At 47.8% G+C, this 16,866-nt stretch carries 15 protein-coding genes; 9 read left to right on the top strand and 6 right to left on the bottom strand.

The annotated features are described in order from the left end of the window. Nucleotides 1–5: 5 nt before the first annotated feature. Together OCU60_RS02010 and mpl are read right to left on the bottom strand one after the other, a co-directional pair. Nucleotides 6–629: a flavin prenyltransferase UbiX gene (locus tag OCU60_RS02010; RefSeq protein ID WP_074372103.1), complete on the bottom strand. Its 624-nt coding sequence runs from the start codon at nt 627–629 to the stop codon at nt 6–8. After that, nucleotides 622–1,986: a UDP-N-acetylmuramate:L-alanyl-gamma-D-glutamyl-meso-diaminopimelate ligase gene (gene mpl, locus OCU60_RS02005; protein WP_074372104.1), complete on the bottom strand. Its 1,365-nt coding sequence runs from the start codon at nt 1,984–1,986 to the stop codon at nt 622–624. Before mpl ends, OCU60_RS02010 begins: the two co-directional genes overlap by 8 nt. Nucleotides 1,987–2,286: 300 nt before the next feature. Between mpl and fbp the strand changes: the two genes are divergently transcribed. Next, nucleotides 2,287–3,300: a class 1 fructose-bisphosphatase gene (gene fbp / locus OCU60_RS02000; RefSeq protein ID WP_074372105.1), complete on the top strand. Its 1,014-nt coding sequence runs from the start codon at nt 2,287–2,289 to the stop codon at nt 3,298–3,300. A 136-nt stretch (nt 3,301–3,436) separates the two neighbouring features. Then, a complete protein-coding gene (ppa, locus tag OCU60_RS01995) occupies nt 3,437–3,967 on the top strand; it encodes an inorganic diphosphatase (protein WP_074372106.1) in 531 nt (176 codons plus the stop codon). A gap of 83 nt (nt 3,968–4,050) precedes the next feature. Here the strand turns inward: ppa and OCU60_RS01990 are convergent, their stop codons facing one another. The 3 genes from OCU60_RS01990 to tamA form a co-directional block, all read right to left on the bottom strand. Then, nucleotides 4,051–4,401: a gamma-glutamylcyclotransferase family protein gene (locus OCU60_RS01990; protein WP_074372107.1), complete on the bottom strand. Its 351-nt coding sequence runs from the start codon at nt 4,399–4,401 to the stop codon at nt 4,051–4,053. A 162-nt stretch (nt 4,402–4,563) separates the two neighbouring features. Then, nucleotides 4,564–8,361 (bottom strand): autotransporter assembly complex protein TamB, encoded by a 3,798-nt coding sequence (tamB, locus tag OCU60_RS01985; protein WP_074372108.1) that lies wholly within the window; start codon nt 8,359–8,361, stop codon nt 4,564–4,566. Further along, a complete protein-coding gene (gene tamA, locus OCU60_RS01980; protein WP_074372109.1) occupies nt 8,358–10,076 on the bottom strand; it encodes an autotransporter assembly complex protein TamA in 1,719 nt (572 codons plus the stop codon). Before tamA ends, tamB begins: the two co-directional genes overlap by 4 nt. Nucleotides 10,077–10,532: 456 nt before the next feature. Between tamA and msrA the strand changes: the two genes are divergently transcribed. From msrA to OCU60_RS01945, 7 genes are all read left to right on the top strand, one after another. Then, nucleotides 10,533–11,162 (top strand): peptide-methionine (S)-S-oxide reductase MsrA, encoded by a 630-nt coding sequence (msrA, locus tag OCU60_RS01975; protein ID WP_074372110.1) that lies wholly within the window; start codon nt 10,533–10,535, stop codon nt 11,160–11,162. A gap of 86 nt (nt 11,163–11,248) precedes the next feature. Further along, a complete protein-coding gene (locus tag OCU60_RS01970) occupies nt 11,249–11,563 on the top strand; it encodes a DUF2607 family protein (protein ID WP_083602590.1) in 315 nt (104 codons plus the stop codon). 234 nt (nt 11,564–11,797) lie between these two features. Further along, nucleotides 11,798–12,460: a zinc uptake protein ZrgA gene (zrgA, locus tag OCU60_RS01965; protein WP_074372111.1), complete on the top strand. Its 663-nt coding sequence runs from the start codon at nt 11,798–11,800 to the stop codon at nt 12,458–12,460. 62 nt (nt 12,461–12,522) lie between these two features. Then, nucleotides 12,523–13,233 (top strand): ABC transporter ATP-binding protein, encoded by a 711-nt coding sequence (locus OCU60_RS01960; RefSeq protein ID WP_074372112.1) that lies wholly within the window; start codon nt 12,523–12,525, stop codon nt 13,231–13,233. A 2-nt stretch (nt 13,234–13,235) separates the two neighbouring features. Beyond that, entirely contained in the window at nt 13,236–14,495 is a 1,260-nt protein-coding gene (locus tag OCU60_RS01955) for an ABC transporter permease (protein WP_074372113.1), read from the top strand. A gap of 32 nt (nt 14,496–14,527) precedes the next feature. Next, complete coding sequence (locus tag OCU60_RS01950; RefSeq protein WP_074372364.1) at nt 14,528–15,004, top strand: DUF3299 domain-containing protein; 477 nt, start codon at nt 14,528–14,530, stop codon at nt 15,002–15,004. 245 nt (nt 15,005–15,249) lie between these two features. After that, the gene (locus OCU60_RS01945; protein ID WP_074372114.1) at nt 15,250–16,143 is read left to right on the top strand and encodes a TIGR03899 family protein; all 894 of its coding nucleotides are present in this window, start codon (nt 15,250–15,252) and stop codon (nt 16,141–16,143) included. A 38-nt stretch (nt 16,144–16,181) separates the two neighbouring features. On the opposite strand, the gene cysC is transcribed toward OCU60_RS01945, so the two are convergent. Then, nucleotides 16,182–16,811: an adenylyl-sulfate kinase gene (gene cysC, locus OCU60_RS01940; RefSeq protein WP_074372115.1), complete on the bottom strand. Its 630-nt coding sequence runs from the start codon at nt 16,809–16,811 to the stop codon at nt 16,182–16,184. Between the last annotated feature and the right edge of the window lie 55 nt (nt 16,812–16,866).

The following is a 16,866-nucleotide window of genomic DNA, read 5'->3' as shown; positions in this document are numbered from 1 at the left end:
ATGATTCAATGCTGATACCCCCAGCGCGGTACCACGGTCTGCGCGATCCCCAGATGGTCAAGAATCCGCGCGACCATAAAATCGACAAGATCATCGATCGACGCTGGCTGATGATAGAATCCGGGCGCAGCCGGCATAATCGTCACACCGGCCTGAGACAGCTTCAACATATTTTCTAAGTGTATGGTTGAAAACGGTGTTTCCCGCACCACCAGCAACAGTTGTCCTTTCTCTTTGATCACCACATCAGCCGCGCGCTCAATCAAATTATCTGACATGCCATAAGCAATCGAAGCCACACTACCGGCAGAACAAGGACAAACCACCATCTGTTTTGGCGCAGACGAACCGGAAGCAACCGGAGAAAACCAGTCTTCTTTGCCACACACAACCAACTGCTCACTGCGACAGTGAAGATGATCAACCAAGGTCTGATGGGCTTTGTCCGGTGCAGCGGAAAGCTTCAAACCATGCTCCGTCGCCAGTACCACTCTCGCTGCTGACGAGATTAACAGATAAACCTGATAATCCGCTGCTAACAAATACTGGAGCAAGCGTAATCCGTAAGGTGCACCGGAAGCACCCGTCCAAGCTAACGTAATGGCTTTTTCTCGCTGAAGATCACGCATGATCGCCCCTTTCCAACTGCAACAGCAGTTTGTCATGAATACCGCCGAAACCACCATTACTCATCACCAGAATCGAATCCCCGGCGTTCGCAACCTGAACCACTTGTTGCACTAAAGCGTCAATCTCATCGGCCACGTAGCCCGGCTGGTGACATTGTGCAACCACATCAGCAACCGGCCATGTCAGTTCTTCTGGCTGGTAAACGAATACCATGTCAGCCTGAGCCAGTGCATCAGCTAGTACCTGCTTATGCACGCCCATTTTCATAGTTGCCGAGCGAGGTTCCAGTATCGCAAGGATACGTTGCGAGCCAACTTTCGCACGCAGCCCCGCTAAGGTTTGTTGGATAGCTGTCGGGTGATGGGCAAAATCATCATAAACCGTCACGCCATGCACCTCACCACGCCGTTCCAGACGACGTTTCGTGTTAATAAACTGCCCCAACGCTTCACAAGCCATCACCGGAACAACACCGACATGGCGGGCAGCCGCAACAGCCATGATGGCGTTATGCATATTATGATCGCCGATCAAATCCCATGACACAGTACCAACCGTTTCCCCATCGAATGAAATTTGGAATGAAGATCCATCTTTTTCCAATTTCGTTGCATTCCAGTTTGCATTCTCGCCGCAAAGTTCTTGCTCGCTCCAGCATCCTTGTTCCAAAACATCATTTAAAGCGGGATCATCCAGAGGAGAAAGGATACGACCAATGCCGGGAACCGTCCGGACCAAATGATGAAATTGTTTCTTAATCGCCTCAAGATCGTCAAAGATATCAGCATGATCGAACTCTAAATTGTTCAGGATCAGCGTATTCGGATGGTAGTGAACAAACTTAGATCGCTTATCGAAAAAAGCACTGTCATATTCATCGGCTTCGACGACAAAAAAGTCACTTTCACCCAGTCTGGCAGAAATACCGAAGTTACCGAGCACACCACCGACCAGAAAACCGGGCTGATAGCCGCAGTATTCCAGTATCCAGCTCAACATACTGGCCGTGGTGGTTTTACCATGTGTTCCGGCCACTGCCAGTACCCAGCGTTCCCGCAACAAAAATTCACTCAACCACTGGGGGCCGGATGTATATGGCAGACGATGATTGAGGACGTACTCGACACAGGGATTACCCCGACTCAGTGCATTCCCGATCACGACTAAGTCCGGACGAGGATTCAATTGTCCAACATCAAAACCCTCTATAATTTCAATGCCTTGAGATTCCAGCAACGTGCTCATTGGTGGATAAACATTGGCATCGGAACCGGTGACCCGATGTCCCATCTGGCGGGCCAGCGTCGCGACGCCCCCCATAAATGTGCCACAAATTCCGAGTATATGTATGTGCATGAATCCCTCAATCCTCTGCTCTGATTTTCGCTCATCTTACTGCCCTTCATTATCATGATTCACATCATAAAAGCGAGCCGGAAATCAATAATCCGACAGAGATTTTACCCTCAGTCTGGCAGAATTCACGGTTGTCGGCATCTTGTATGAAAAATGAGATCTGAGTCAGTTACTTTATTACCTTAAATAAGATCTGGATCATAGAATCTTATTTAGAGGGGTTCGCCCAGTCGCATAATGCCAATTTGCTGTCTTTCAGAGTAATGGCAAGTATTCATGATCGCTTTTCAAGGAAATAACATGTCAGAGATGAGAACCTTAGGAGAATTCATTGTTGAGAAACAAACCGATTTTCCTCACGCAAGCGGAGAGCTCTCTTCCCTTCTTGCTTCTATACGGTTGGCAGCAAAAATCGTCAACCGAGAAATCAACAAAGCGGGACTCGTCGATATTACCGGAGCGGTCGGGACAGAAAATATTCAGGGCGAAGATCAACAAAAACTCGATGTTTACGCCAACGAGAAGTTTAAAGCTGCGCTTGAAGCCAGAGACCAAGTCTGCGGTGTCGCCAGTGAAGAAGAAGACGAAGCGATCATATTCAATAAAGAATTGAATAAGAATGCTAAGTATGTCGTGTTGATGGACCCGCTTGACGGCTCAACCAATATTGACGTAAATGTATCGGTCGGGACAATTTTCTCGATTTACCACCGTGTCTCTCCGATTGGTACCACACCGACAGCAGAAGACTTTCTGCAACCGGGCAATAAACAGGTCGCCGCCGGATACGTGATTTATGGCTCTTCCACGATGCTGGTCTACACCACAGGAAATGGCGTCAACGGATTTACTTACGACCCGTCCTTAGGCACGTTCTGTCTCTCCCATGAGAATATGATGATCCCGGAAGACGGCAGAATCTATTCGATTAACGAAGGTAACTACATTCGTTTCCCGACCGGGGTAAAAAAATACATTAAACACTGTCAGGAAAACGTGCCGGAAGATAATCGTCCTTATACCTCACGCTATATCGGTTCGCTGGTTGCAGACTTTCACCGTAACCTACTCAAAGGTGGTATTTACCTGTATCCAAGCACTCTCAGTCACCCACAAGGTAAACTCCGCCTGCTCTACGAATGTAATCCCATGGCATTCCTGATGGAGCAAGCCGGCGGTATTGCGACAGATGGCATGAAGCGGGTGCTTGACCTTGATCCACAAGAATTACACCAGCGTGTCCCATTTTTTGTCGGTTCAAAGAACATGGTCACCAAGCTTCAGGAATTTCTAGAAGCCCATCAAGACAACTAAGTCTCTCTATAAAGCGCCTTCGGGCGCTTTTTCTTGTCCCGTCACGGTTCAGTGATCAACACTTTTTGCGTTCAACGGTGAAGTGAATAATAATAGACTCTTCAAAAACGTCCGCTAAATAGTAAGGAATACATTCATGAGTTTGAATAACGTACCAGCAGGTAAGTCTCTGCCTGATGATATCTATGTCGTCATTGAAATCCCGGCAAATGCTGATCCAATCAAATATGAAGTAGACAAAGAGTCTGGTGCTGTATTTGTAGACCGCTTCATGTCTACACCGATGTTCTACCCATGTAACTACGGTTATGTAAACAATACGCTTTCTTTAGATGGTGACCCGGTTGACGTGCTGGTTCCGACACCTCATCCGCTGGTTCCCGGTGCAGTCATTCGCTGCCGTCCTGTCGGTGTGCTGAAAATGACGGATGAATCCGGTGAAGATGCAAAAGTTGTTGCCGTACCTCACTCAAAACTAACCAAAGAATATGACCATATTCAGGATGTCAATGATCTGCCTGAGCTGCTGAAAGCACAAATCAAGCATTTCTTCGAACGCTACAAAGAGCTTGAGTCAGGCAAATGGGTAAAAGTTGATGGCTGGGAAGATGCCGCATCAGCTCGCGCAGAGATCCTATCCTCTTATGATCGCGCACAAAATAAATAATTCGTCTGTTGACTGAAGCAAAAGGAGAGATGAGCATCTCTCCTTTTCTTTATATGAAGACAGAAGCCAATTGAGCCATAAGCTCAGATCCGCTGACACCAATCTCCGCATGCGATTGCCTGACTTAACTTAGATATATCCTGATAAAAATAGATCCAAGCCATCCCAAAGGGCGTTTCAATCTGCTCACGGCGGTATTCAACAGGCACATCTTCCAATTCATCCAAATCGGATAAGGTTTGATCATCCACGACATAGATCTCACCCATAACCGACTGATGTCCTTCAATTAACCCCGGATAAGGTCCGAGGTCATACAGGGAAAATTCCGGTGGCGTTTCGTAATATCCCAGCATCGGGCTCTCTCCCAGATACCAGTGATTATCTTCTCCATCTCGCAACGTCCCGTAGACAAACACTAAATGCTGCTGCATAAACACTCCTTGTTTATTCTCTCATCACGTTTATCTGAGTCTGACTTCATACTTTCACTGCGACATATTTAACCATAGACGCTCTCGCCACAGAAATCATGCAACATGGCTCTATCTTTCACGATGAAAACTGATGGATGACATTCAGTCATCACGCTGTCTTTAATTAAACTCAAACTGATACAAGACATTCATGGTACTCGTCAGTCCGGAGATCGCTTCAATATACAAATCACTCATCAGGCGATAACGCACCGTAAACTCACCAACAGAGTTAAAAATACCAACGCCATATTTCACTTGTAATCCCGGTAAAATATAACCACTAACCGTGACCTGAGACTGTTCTCCCGAGCCGGATGTATCTAACTGGAGCTCCTGTACACCAAATGCCTGACCGATCTCTCCGACCAATTTCCCGCTCTGGGCAAGACTCAAACCAATCAGGCTCGTCGTCAATGCGCCATTATTCGACTCTGCATCGAGGTTTTGTCCGCGAATTAAGTAAGAGAGTGCATTCGCCTGCGCCATCGCCGGCTCCGAAAAGACCGACACGGACGGATTGTCTGCCGGTCCGTTTACTTTGATCCCAGCCGTGACATTATCGGCAATATTATCCGGGTTACGGATGGCGGTAATCGACACATAAGGCTGACTGATCGGCCCATTCAGAATGACTTTGCCTTGTTGAATGACCAAATCTTGACCCAGCGAACGATATGTCCCGTTCAGAATATTGACTTCTCCGGTCATGAATGGCGTATTGTCTCGCTGTGAAATTCTCAGTTCGCCTTGCAGCTTCCCATTCAGTCCGAAGGCTGACAGCCGAACACCTGAACCGATCTTCACCGTCACTTTACTTTCCAGATTAAACGGCAGCGATTGCGTCTGCTTGACCGTTTGAGCATCTTGGATAATGACCTGATCGGGAGAGACCTTAACCGCGCTGTCCGGTAGTTTATCAACGGTAATCTCACCTTCAGGTAACTCGATCGAGCCTGCAACGCTTGCGATTTCCGGGGTCAGTGTCAGCGTCATATCCGGGATCGCCGTCAACTTCACGTAGGGAGGAAAATCGATATCAACCCCATCAGCATATAGCCGGGAATGAACCGCCCAGTCGTCGAGTCTCGTCCAGTCAGCATCCCCTGAAAGATGTAATTCGCCTTCAGGAGTCTTCACCAAAGCCGCAAGCTGAGCCTGATATCCCTTAAACTGAACCTCGATATTCCCTTGCTGAATATCGACCGGGGTCACTTCCCCCTGCAACTGAATTTGACTGACAGCCAGTTTTCCCGTGACCTGAGGATGTAACAGATCACCATGAACTTTCAGGTGCCCGTCAGCGATAGAATGAAACTCACTATAATCCCCTAACAGGGATTGCATCAGACTCAGATCCAACCGATTGATATCGATATTTGCCGTCACTTGTTTTTGTTGCTGCTTGATATCGGGAATCTTCACCGCCAAGTCAAGCGCACCATGTTCGGCCAGATCGATCTGACCGGTAGCAGAAAGATGATTGTCTTTGAGATCCATTTGCAATGTCATCTGCTGCCATGCCACCACCAAAGGTTTCATGGCAATCTGCTGCTGTAACTGACCTTGTTCGACAAGCACGGTTAGTTCAGCTTTAGGAGATAACTGTTGGTCCTCTCCTTGAGCCCATTTCAGAAACGCCTCGGCATCGACACGTCCTTTCAGTGTTGTTTCTTCTGGCAACAAATAGGCTAAGCGAGCTAAATCAAGCTGATGCAATGACACATGAAGCTGACCTGACGATGGCTTAATCGTGATGTCTTTATCAAGACACAGAGAAGAAGATTGATCCTGCCAACAATGCGCCTGAATGCTCAATTGTTGCTCTGATAGCAGCAAATCAATTTGCACTGGAGACTGGAGCGTCAGTTGATGTTTTTCTCGCGAGAACGTGGCACGCGCCAGCGTCCCTTGCCAGCGCTGAAATGCACGGTCAGTCGAGCCGGAAACCTCAAGCTGCACACGCCCTTCCGATGTATCTGCATCAAGAGTCAACTTGTGTTGAGATAAGTCTCCACGCCCGCTTAAGGTAACGGTTTTCAAGATATATTGCTGATAGCGCCCCTGCTGCAAATTCAGGACGACATCGCCATGTCCCTGATTCAAATCACTGATTTTGCCATGCAGAGAGAAATCGTTGGCTTGGATTAAATCTTGCCACTGAAGTTGTGTACCGGTCAGTGACACCTCGGCTTCGGGATGACGCAAGTTGCCTCGTAAACGGATATCCCCTTGGATATTGCCTTTCCCCTCCGGGAGGCTTTTCGACAAATCAGGGACAGAGATATGCACGTTCATATCCCAGCGTTGGTCTAAAGTCCCTTCGACCTGAAGCTGATTTTTACCATGAGCAACAACCAGTGCCGGGGTCATGGCTTGGATCTGGTTTCCCTCTGTCTCACCGGAAACCGTCAATGGACCGGACACATGCAGTGGGTATTGTTGCAATTCCCCATTCAGTTCAAGGTGAGTCACATCGAGCTGCCATTTCGGCCCGGACACCGATGCCCTAAGATCGATCTGCCCATCCAATTTCCCCGACACCTCAGGCCACTGTGCCTGAGGTTCAATCTGCCGGAATGATAACTGTGAACCCAACGTGAATGCTTTTTGCCACGCCAACTGACTTTGCCCTGTAATCACCCCGTTGAGCGTTTTGACTTGTAATGCTGAAAGGTCAAACTGAGTCAGTGTTCCCTGACCCGAAACATCAATCTGAGTCGAGGGGATCGCTTTGCCGTGCACCAACCCTTGTATGGCGAGTCGATATTGGTTGAGTTGTCCTTCAAGATTCAGATGTCCAAGATCAAGCTGGTATTGTGCATCCCCCGACAAAGGCCACTGCCCGGCCAGATCGTCAATCTCAATATTGAACGGCAACCCGGCAGAAAGCGGTTCAAGCTGCGCAGAAATGCTTCCCTGAACCCGTTCAGCCAATGTGGCGGAGAGCTGCATTTTTGCCAGACTGCCACCGACTGCAGCAGTCACACGCTGCCCCTGAATTTCCGGCAAATGCAGTACCGAATTGAGGTGGATATCCAGTGGATAATCTGAAGATAACGTGATATTGCCATGACCATCTGCTGCAATTTCCGGCGTTGTCACATCGAAATGTTCGATTCGAATCCGGTGACGATATGCCTGTGCGGATAAGTGCAGTTTCTCAATCTCATGTTTGCTTTTGCTTTCACGAGCACTTCCACTATCACTTTCACTGCGAATCTGCATGTCATTGAGCCGGAACTGATTCACACGGATATCCAGCGGAATCCATATGTCGGGCAATGTCATCGCCGGGTAGGTAAAATTCGCCAATGACGTCGTTGCCGTCGGTTGTGCTTCCGGTGCCGATTCGACATCAATCGTCGTCTGTTGTAAGGCCACTTTATCCAGTGTCAGACGGCTTCGATACCACGACAACCCACCCTTTAACGTCTGCCACTGAAGCCGTGTTTGCGGTAAGACCAACGTGACATCTTCGAGAGAAAAATGAGTGACAGAGAGGGGAATCGGCAAACTAAGGCGCAGTTTGGGCGACGACGTATCCTTATTCGGCTCAGAAGATGCGCCATTTTCCGGGATTGAAACCTGTACATGGCGGACCGTCAAAGAATCAAGACACAGAGCCGGCTGAAACAAACAACGACTGCGGACCGACAATCCGACGTGTTCCAGTTGCAGTTTCATCTGAGTCTGCGAATCTTGGTATACCACATCATATAAATTCAGTTTCCCGGCTAAGATCCCTTCTGCCCGGCTGATCTGCAAACCGGGGACAAACCGCTCAGCTCCGGAGACCGCCAGATGTAACCCCGCAGGCGTGTACAGCAGAACCCCCGTCAATGTAATCAGCAGTGCAAGCAGCAATACGATGGCAATGATCAACCATTGACTGGTACGCAACGCAAACCGAATCATAAATCCGGTCCCAGTGTGAAGTGAATATGGAATTCATCGCCCGGGGTTGAATCCAGCCCCCAGGCTAAATCAAGACGAACCGGCCCTATCGGGGAAACCCACCGCACACCAACGCCAGTGCCTCTTTTCCAGTTCGGTGTCGAGTTGAATGCATCCCCATAATCGTAAAACAGTGCCGCCCACCAATTATCATAGAGATTGTATTGATACTCCAGCGATGCCGTCGCAAGATATTTTGCACCGCTCAGCGCTCCCTTTGCATCTCTCGGTGAGATCGATTCATACGAATAACCGCGAATACTGTTATCGCCCCCGGCAAAGAATCTCAGCGATGGCGAAACCTGATTAAAATCATCGACCAAATTGGCGCCGCCTCTCAAGCGGAATAATCCGCGGTGGCGTTCCTCATAAGTCCGAATCCACGACGTCCCCGCTCGAATTCTCAAAATATCGGTTTCTGAGTGCAAATTTTTATTCCCGTATTCTAACGTCAGAGTTTCTTTATCACCCCAAGTAAGCAAGCGCTTACCACGAACCCGAGTCCGAGAAAATGTAATCCCCGGCAAAACAAATTGTCCAACGTCATCCAGTGTTCCCAATTCATAATTCTCAATCAGATAACGTGTAAATAGCGTCCGGTGCCAACCATTCGACAAGCGCCAATGCCGTTCAATCGAGAGGTTCGATTCAATGCTTTTCGTATCCAACTTATCGACCCGTTTCAGACCGTACTGAAGCTCATAATACTGATTCAACACATCTTCCAAGGGGATTTTATAACTCGCTGTCACGAGCTGTTCCGGATTTGATAATGAGAAACGACTACTGAAACTATGCCCCTTATTATTCATCCAAGGCTTATTCCACTTCAGTAACACCGTCGGCCCGACGTCTGTTGAATACCCGGCCCCCGTTTCAATCTGATTTTGACTGGCCGGTGTCAAGGTCACATGCATCGGTAAATCTTGCTGTGTATCCAACTGACTCAAATCCGGTTCGACCAACACCGAAGAAAACCAATCGGTACTTGCGAGACGCTGATTAAACTCTCCGACTTTAGACACCAGATATGGGTCTCCGGGTCGGTAGGTCTGTAACGACGCGACTCGCTCCGATTCAATCTGACTCCCCACCATAATGGTCCTGCCGAAACGATAGCGGTGCCCACTATCAAAATGCAATACCACCCGGGCCAGATTGTCAGCTTGCAAAATTTCTAAACGATTTTTGGCAAACTTCGCGTTAAAGTAGCCGCGCTCTAGCGCCAGACTTTGGAGCCGGGATTTCAGCTGTTCATAATCAGCGTGATTGAGAATCTCACCTTTTTTCAGCGGACTGGCTTGTACGACACGCTGAAAATACTCATCTTGCTGGGCATCTCCCAAAAGCTGAATATCGACAGCATCGATTCGTGTCGGCGGACCGGGATCGACATGAATCGTGATTTCGGCATCTTCCTGATTGAATGCAAAACGAATCACCGGATGGTAGTAGCCAAGCGCCTGTAACGCCTGTGATACATCGTCTTCGAGACGGGCCTGAAACCGTAAACTCGGGGCATAGTCATTGGGAGAAATAGACGATAGATAGGCCTCGACATTGTCATACAAATCGCCGTCCAGCCCATCGATGGAAAGGGATATCTGACGTTCCGCAGATACAGCTGAGAAACACAGCCCAAACAGTAACCCAAAAAATGAAAAATATTGTCTCATACAACCGTTATGTAACGTCACCGGATAAAGCGTCAAAACAATATCTTAACCGTAGATAAGTCATTCGTCTGTATGCGCTGCGTAAATTTTGTCGTTTCACTCACTTCGTGTTTTCATTCACTGATCATTTCAGACATCGTTTGTTGCAATTCAATACTTCGACAATGCAGACTGTTCACCGTTATCCAGTAGATATGCGGAATCAATCACCTTAAAATACGGAGATATCCGCTAGAATTTTCCCCCGCAGAAATGGGGGCGCTATCTCTTGTCATTTGGAATGACAGTTAACAGTTTCCACTCAATTGAGTACAACAGCATCATGTTCTGCTCAATTTTAACCGTAAGAAAACAATAACCGGATTCGCGCCTTACCCAAAATGCACTACATTTATACACTCGGAGCTCTCAAGGTTCAGCATTCATATTTCACCTGAAGAAGAGAAAGGTAAACTCATGTCAGACAAACAACAGATGGTTACAGAAGCAACCGCTCTGAAAGGCCGTTTCACCCCCCTTGAAATAGAAGACAGTCATTTCGTGAATCACTCCCGTCTTACGGCTGAGCCAGAAAAAGGTCAACAAAAAATATTGCTCGGAATGGGCTGTTTCTGGGGTGCGGAAAGACTGTTCTGGCAACTTCCCGGTGTCATTTCGACGTCGGTCGGTTACTCGGGCGGATATACACCGAATCCAATCTATGAAGAAGTATGTACCGGTCAAACCGGCCATGCCGAAGTCGTGCGGGTGATTTATCAACCGCAACAAATTTCGCTGGAAACACTGTTGGGTTACTTTTGGGAAAATCACACCCCAACGCAAGGCATGCGTCAGGGCAATGATCTCGGCACACAGTACCGTTCAGTCATCTATGTTTATCATGATAAACAGCGCTTGATCGCCGAACATTCGCGACAAACCTACCAAAAATCATTGAATAGTGAGGGCAAAGGGCAAATCACCACGGAGATCCTCTCTGCCGGGCCTTATTACTTTGCGGAAAGTGACCACCAGCAATATCTGGCAAAAAATCCGGAAGGTTATTGCGGACTCGCAGGGACAGGCGTTTGCTTCATGCCACTGTGAGCGATTGCTGACCGCGATACGAATAAGACTTGCACCCGTGGGAAAATGTTATATTATAACATTTTCCCATTCATTGCGGATGTCCCATGTTGGCTGCCAGTAAAACGATTCGTCCCCCAATGACTCGTCTCCCCAGAAAGATGGTTGCCCTTGCGGCCATCTTTTTGATGCTTTGGCTCAGCGCGGCTTACATTATTCATCAAGCTGACACATTGGCCGTGCATCATCAGCACCATGACTGTCAGCTATTTGCCGGGATTCACCATGCCATTCAATCTTCTGCGCTGATTCTGCCGGTTATCGCGTCTCACGGATATAGCGAGCCGACGTCTGAAATCATCAGAATAAGCCTGCCGTTTTTAGCTTATTTTGCGCGCTCACCTCCGCTAGTCGTTCAGTAAACCTCAATTCGGGACATCCTCACCCTGTGTGATATATCAGGCAGGTTTTGCTGTGTCACGATTTGCAGACGGCTCATGATTTTTAGACCCGTTCCGCTTTCACGATAGACGGAACGGCTCTCAAATCGGCCACGATCAAAAATAAAGTGATCACTGCATTCAATCGGACACCGCCCCAGACCGAGGTTTTATCATGAATTGTATTTAAATCATCTCAACGACGGAGTTTTTTTCATGTTAAAAATACATAACCTTGCACTACTTGCAGGGCTCATAACAGCAGTATCCGCACAAGCTGAAGAAGGTTTTCGTCAGCACGAAGCACATGTTCACGGCGTTGTCGAAATGAATATTGCTCAGGATGCTGATGCATTATTAGTTGAAATCACGGCACCGGGAATGGATGTCGTCGGTTTTGAGCATCCGCCACAAACGGATCAGGAGCATCAAGCGCTCGATCAAGCGATGGCACTGCTGGAACAAGCCGATGACCTCATCACCATCAACTCAGCGGCTGGCTGTACACTGGAACATAGCAATGTCCGTCAAACGGCTCACCATCATGATCACGAACATGAACATGAACATGAACATGAACATGAACATCATGACCATGATGCCGGCGCCCATGAAAGCGGACATCATCATGATCACGATGAAGATGCAGACCATCATGAAGAACATCATCATGACGGTGATGAGCATGAGCATGGCACACATACCGCCTTCTCAATTCAATACACATATACCTGCCGGGATAGCGGAAAGTTGGATCATCTCTCTACCCAGTGGTTTAGCCATTTCCCACGCTCACATGAAATTCATACCAATGTCTTTACGGATCGTCAGCAAACGGCCATTAAGCTGAACCCAGACCAGACTGAGGTCTCTTTGTAGCATCAAACTTCACGCATCGGCAGGGCATTCACATGTCCTGCCTTCTCAGAGGATTTCGAGTAATGAAGGATTCACAACCATCTGGATCAGAATATGTCATCGAGCTCCGCAATGTGCAATTTCGGTGGGCTGCGGATGCGCCACTCACGATTGACATTGAGCATCTGACCGTCAGTGCTGGTGAGCATCTATTCATCAAGGGACCAAGTGGCTGCGGCAAATCGACGCTGCTTGCTCTCCTGACAGGGATCAATACCTGTCAGTCTGGTTCACTCTCCGTCTTAGGTCATGAGTTATCTGATTTACCATCCAGGCAACGCGACCGCTTTCGTGCAGATCATATTGGTTATATATTTCAACAATTTAACCTACTACCGTATTTATCGGTTATCGACAATGTTGTGCTTCCCTGTCACTTTTCAGCACGGCGTCGTGAGCACATCGCCGGTACTTTGCAAGACAAAGCCCATCAATTGCTGACTGGATTAAAAATGTCGGAACAATTGCTCAATCAGCCGGTGGTTGAACTCAGTATCGGACAACAACAACGTGTTGCTGCAGCACGGGCGTTGATTGGTTCACCGAAGCTAATCATTGCTGACGAACCGACTTCAGCACTGGATTACGATAACCGCAGTGCCTTTATTCAACTCCTGATGGAAGAGGCCGATCAGGTCAATGCAACCTTGGTCTTTGTCAGCCACGATCCCACACTGGAGTCCATGTTTAACCGCAGTCTCAGTCTGCCGCAATTGAATCGGGTAGGAAACTAAACATGAAAATCATTATGAATCTGGCGTGGAAAAGCGTCCTCAATCGTAAAACAACGGCACTCTTAACGATTTTAACCGTGGCCATTTCGGTCATTCTGCTCATGGGCGTAGAACGGATCCGAACGCAGGCAAAAAGCAGTTTTGCCAATACGATTTCCGGTACCGATCTGATCGTCGGCGGACGCTCCGGTCAAGTCAATTTGCTTCTTTATTCCGTCTTTCGGATCGGCAATGCCACGAACAATATTGACTGGAAAAGTTTTCAGGAATTCAGCCATCATCGCGCGGTGAAGTGGGCTGTCCCGATTTCGCTGGGCGATTCCCATAAAGGCTTTCGGGTCATGGGGACGAATCTGGATTATTTTAAATTCTATCAATACGGGCATAAACAGCATCTGAGTTTTCAGGCTGGTCAGCCGTTCCACGGACTGTTCGACACCGTCATCGGAGCCGATGTCGCCAAAAAACTCAACTATCATATCGGCAGCAAAATTATCATTGCTCATGGGATTAGTGATGTCGGATTCAGCCGCCATGATCACCTTCCCTTTACCGTCACCGGCATCCTGGCCCCGACAGGAACACCGGTTGATCGAACGGTTCATGTGTCTCTGGGAGCCATTGAAGCGATTCATGTCGGTTGGGAGTCAGGGGCTCATATTGGCAAAACACCGGATGCCACCGTTCTGGAAAAACGACATTTTCAACCCACTCAAATTACAGCGATGTATCTGGGCTTGAAATCCCGTATTCAAACATTTGCATTACAACGAGAAATCAATGAATATCGTAAAGAACCTTTGAGTGCAATTCTCCCGGGGGTTGCCTTACAGGAATTATGGGGCATGATGTCGGTAGCAGAACAAGCGTTAATGGCCGTATCGATCTTTGTGGTCATTGCCGGCCTGATGGGAATGCTCAGCAGTCTGTTAACCAGCTTGCAAGAAAGGCGACGTGAGATGGCGATTCTCCGGGCCATGGGTGCACAGCCCAAGCATGTCTTTGCTTTATTGATCAGTGAAGCCAGTACATTAACCTTTGCCGGCATTCTCGTTGGCGTGGCGGGTTTATATGGCTTAATGTCGATAGTGGCACCATTGATTCATGCACAATACGGTATCATGATCACACTTAACCGTTTGAGTTATCATGAATGGCAATTGCTAGGTTACGTACAACTCGCCGGGATTCTGATTGGGGTTGTCCCCGCATTACGAGCCTACCGACAATCACTCAGTGATGGTATGACAATAAGAATATAGGATATTGAATGAGAAACACTTTTTCATCGGTCATGCTCCTGTGCATGACCCTATGCTCCGTTTCAGTCTGGGGGGCGCAAAAACCGCAGACGCTTGATTGGATGGATCTGATCCCAAAGCAAGAACGTCAACTGTTTGATCAACAAGGAATGCCGACCGTGAATCATAACGGTAATGCACCGGCCAAGCAGAGCCATATCGGTGCTGTCAGACCAGAACTCGACGGGAAGTATGTCAAAATTCCTGGGTTTGTCATCCCCTTGGAAGGAGACGATCAGACGATCACTGAGTTCTTACTGGTGCCTTATTTCGGAGCATGTATCCATGTGCCACCGCCGCCACCCAACCAAATTATTTATGTTAAGTTCCCTCAAGGTGCCCCCGTTCAGGAGTTGTGGGATGTCATTTATGTCGTAGGTAAACTCAAAGCGGAGCCTGTCAGCAGTGACGTAGCTGATGCCGGATATATGATCGAGGGGAGTCGTATTGAGCCTTACGATGATCAGTAAGGACGTTATACGACAAGGAAGCTTGAGAGATAGCCGAGTAAAGCAAAGTAAAGAATAAATACTACGGTGATAGACAGAGCCTTTTTCACTAGAATCATCAATATTCAAAATTATAAGTAGTAACAATTTTAACAAAATATTATCATTTTGAGTAGCGAAATTTGATCAATTCGGCTAGATGTCTCTCGCATTCCGCGTTAAATTGTTACTATTGCTCTCAATTGTCAGTCGGTATCAAATTATTCATGGAACAACGCACACCCACGGTCATTGAACATCAGGATGATGAGACAACAAAGTCTCATTCAAGAGGACGCTACATCAAAGATAGTGGTCACCGAATCCAAAACATTGCCAAAGATCATGGTCTCGATGCGCTGATCAGTGAAGAAAAGACCGACATTTCGCCACTGGATAGAGCCTTAAAGCGGGAGCGTAAACGCAAAGAGCAGCGGCAAAAAAACCTCGAGAGTATTGTCAAACTTGCCCATAAATCCTGTAAAAATGAAACCGCTGGCGATCCCGATCAAGACTGGCTCTACCGCTTTTTCGATATGGCTCAGGATATCCATAACTCTTCAATGCAGCGACTGTGGGCGCAAGTGCTCAAACGGGAAGTCACCAATCCGGGCTCGACATCCATGAAAGCTTTGCAGGTGTTGAAGGATATGACGCCTAAAGAGGCTCAGATCCTCCAGAAATCAGCCGCACTGGCTTGTAGTTTCGGACAAGATGGCAGTCGTAAACTATTCGTTGGGATACGGGCACACAATGGGATTTTTACCTTTGGTAAGCGTGATACCACGATTACGCTGAGTCTGGGTAGTTTCCAACTGCCCTATTCGAGTTTGCTGGTGATGATCGAACTCGGCTTACTACATGCAACCGAGCTCGCCTCAGGTGAAATCGAACAAGAATCAGCACTCCCCTTTCATTATCAGGGAAAGAACCTGTCTCTGCAGACGATGAGCAAGGGGGTACATTTGCTCTATTATCGTTTTAGTCCTACCGGTAATGAGTTGTGTAAACTACTGGGTAATAAGCTCAACCAACAATACTATGATCAAATGATTGCCCTGTTAGGGCAAAAATTCATGATCCATACCGATGCAACCGGCAGCATTCACCATACCGTCTGAGCAAACGACCTCAGCAAGTTGCTACCGAGAAAAACCGATTAATGCGATGAGACATCAATAATGCCGCGTTGACTCAGTTCTGTCAGACATTGTTCAACCAATGCATCAATTCCCATGTCTCCGGCAGGCAAATCGATTTCAGGCTGTAACGGCACTTCATATTCAGCGTCAATGCCCGTAAAGTTGGTAATCTCACCCGCACGGGCTTTTTTGTACAAACCTTTCGGATCACGCAGCTCGCAAACGTCCAGAGTGGTATTGACGAAGACTTCCAGAAACTCCCCTTCCGGCAGTAACTCCCGCACCATCTTCCGTTCGGTCCGATGTGGTGAGATAAATGCGGTGAGCACGATCAGTCCGGCATCTGCCATCAGCTTTGCCAGCTCACCGATCCGACGGATATTTTCCCGACGATCCTGAGCGGAAAAACCAAGGTCGCGACATAACCCGTGCCGGACATTATCACCATCGAGCAAGTAGGTGTGATAACCCAATTGCGCGAGACGATTCTCCAGTGCACCGGCGACCGTTGATTTACCAGCCCCAGATAGTCCGGTAAACCATAACACGGCAGGTTTCTGTTTTTTCAGCGTCGCACGAAATGTTTTATCGATCGGGTGCTGGTGCCAGACGATATGTTCATCTTTTTCATTTGACGCAATACTCATAACACTCTTCCTTTATACGTAAACTTATCAATATATTGTTTAAAAACAATACGGA

Origin of the sequence: Vibrio spartinae (genome assembly GCF_024347135.1) — a bacterium.
GTDB lineage: Bacteria > Pseudomonadota > Gammaproteobacteria > Enterobacterales > Vibrionaceae > Vibrio > Vibrio spartinae.
The sequence above is the reverse complement of the archived record's forward strand: the minus strand, read 5'-3'. Positions and strand labels throughout refer to the sequence as shown.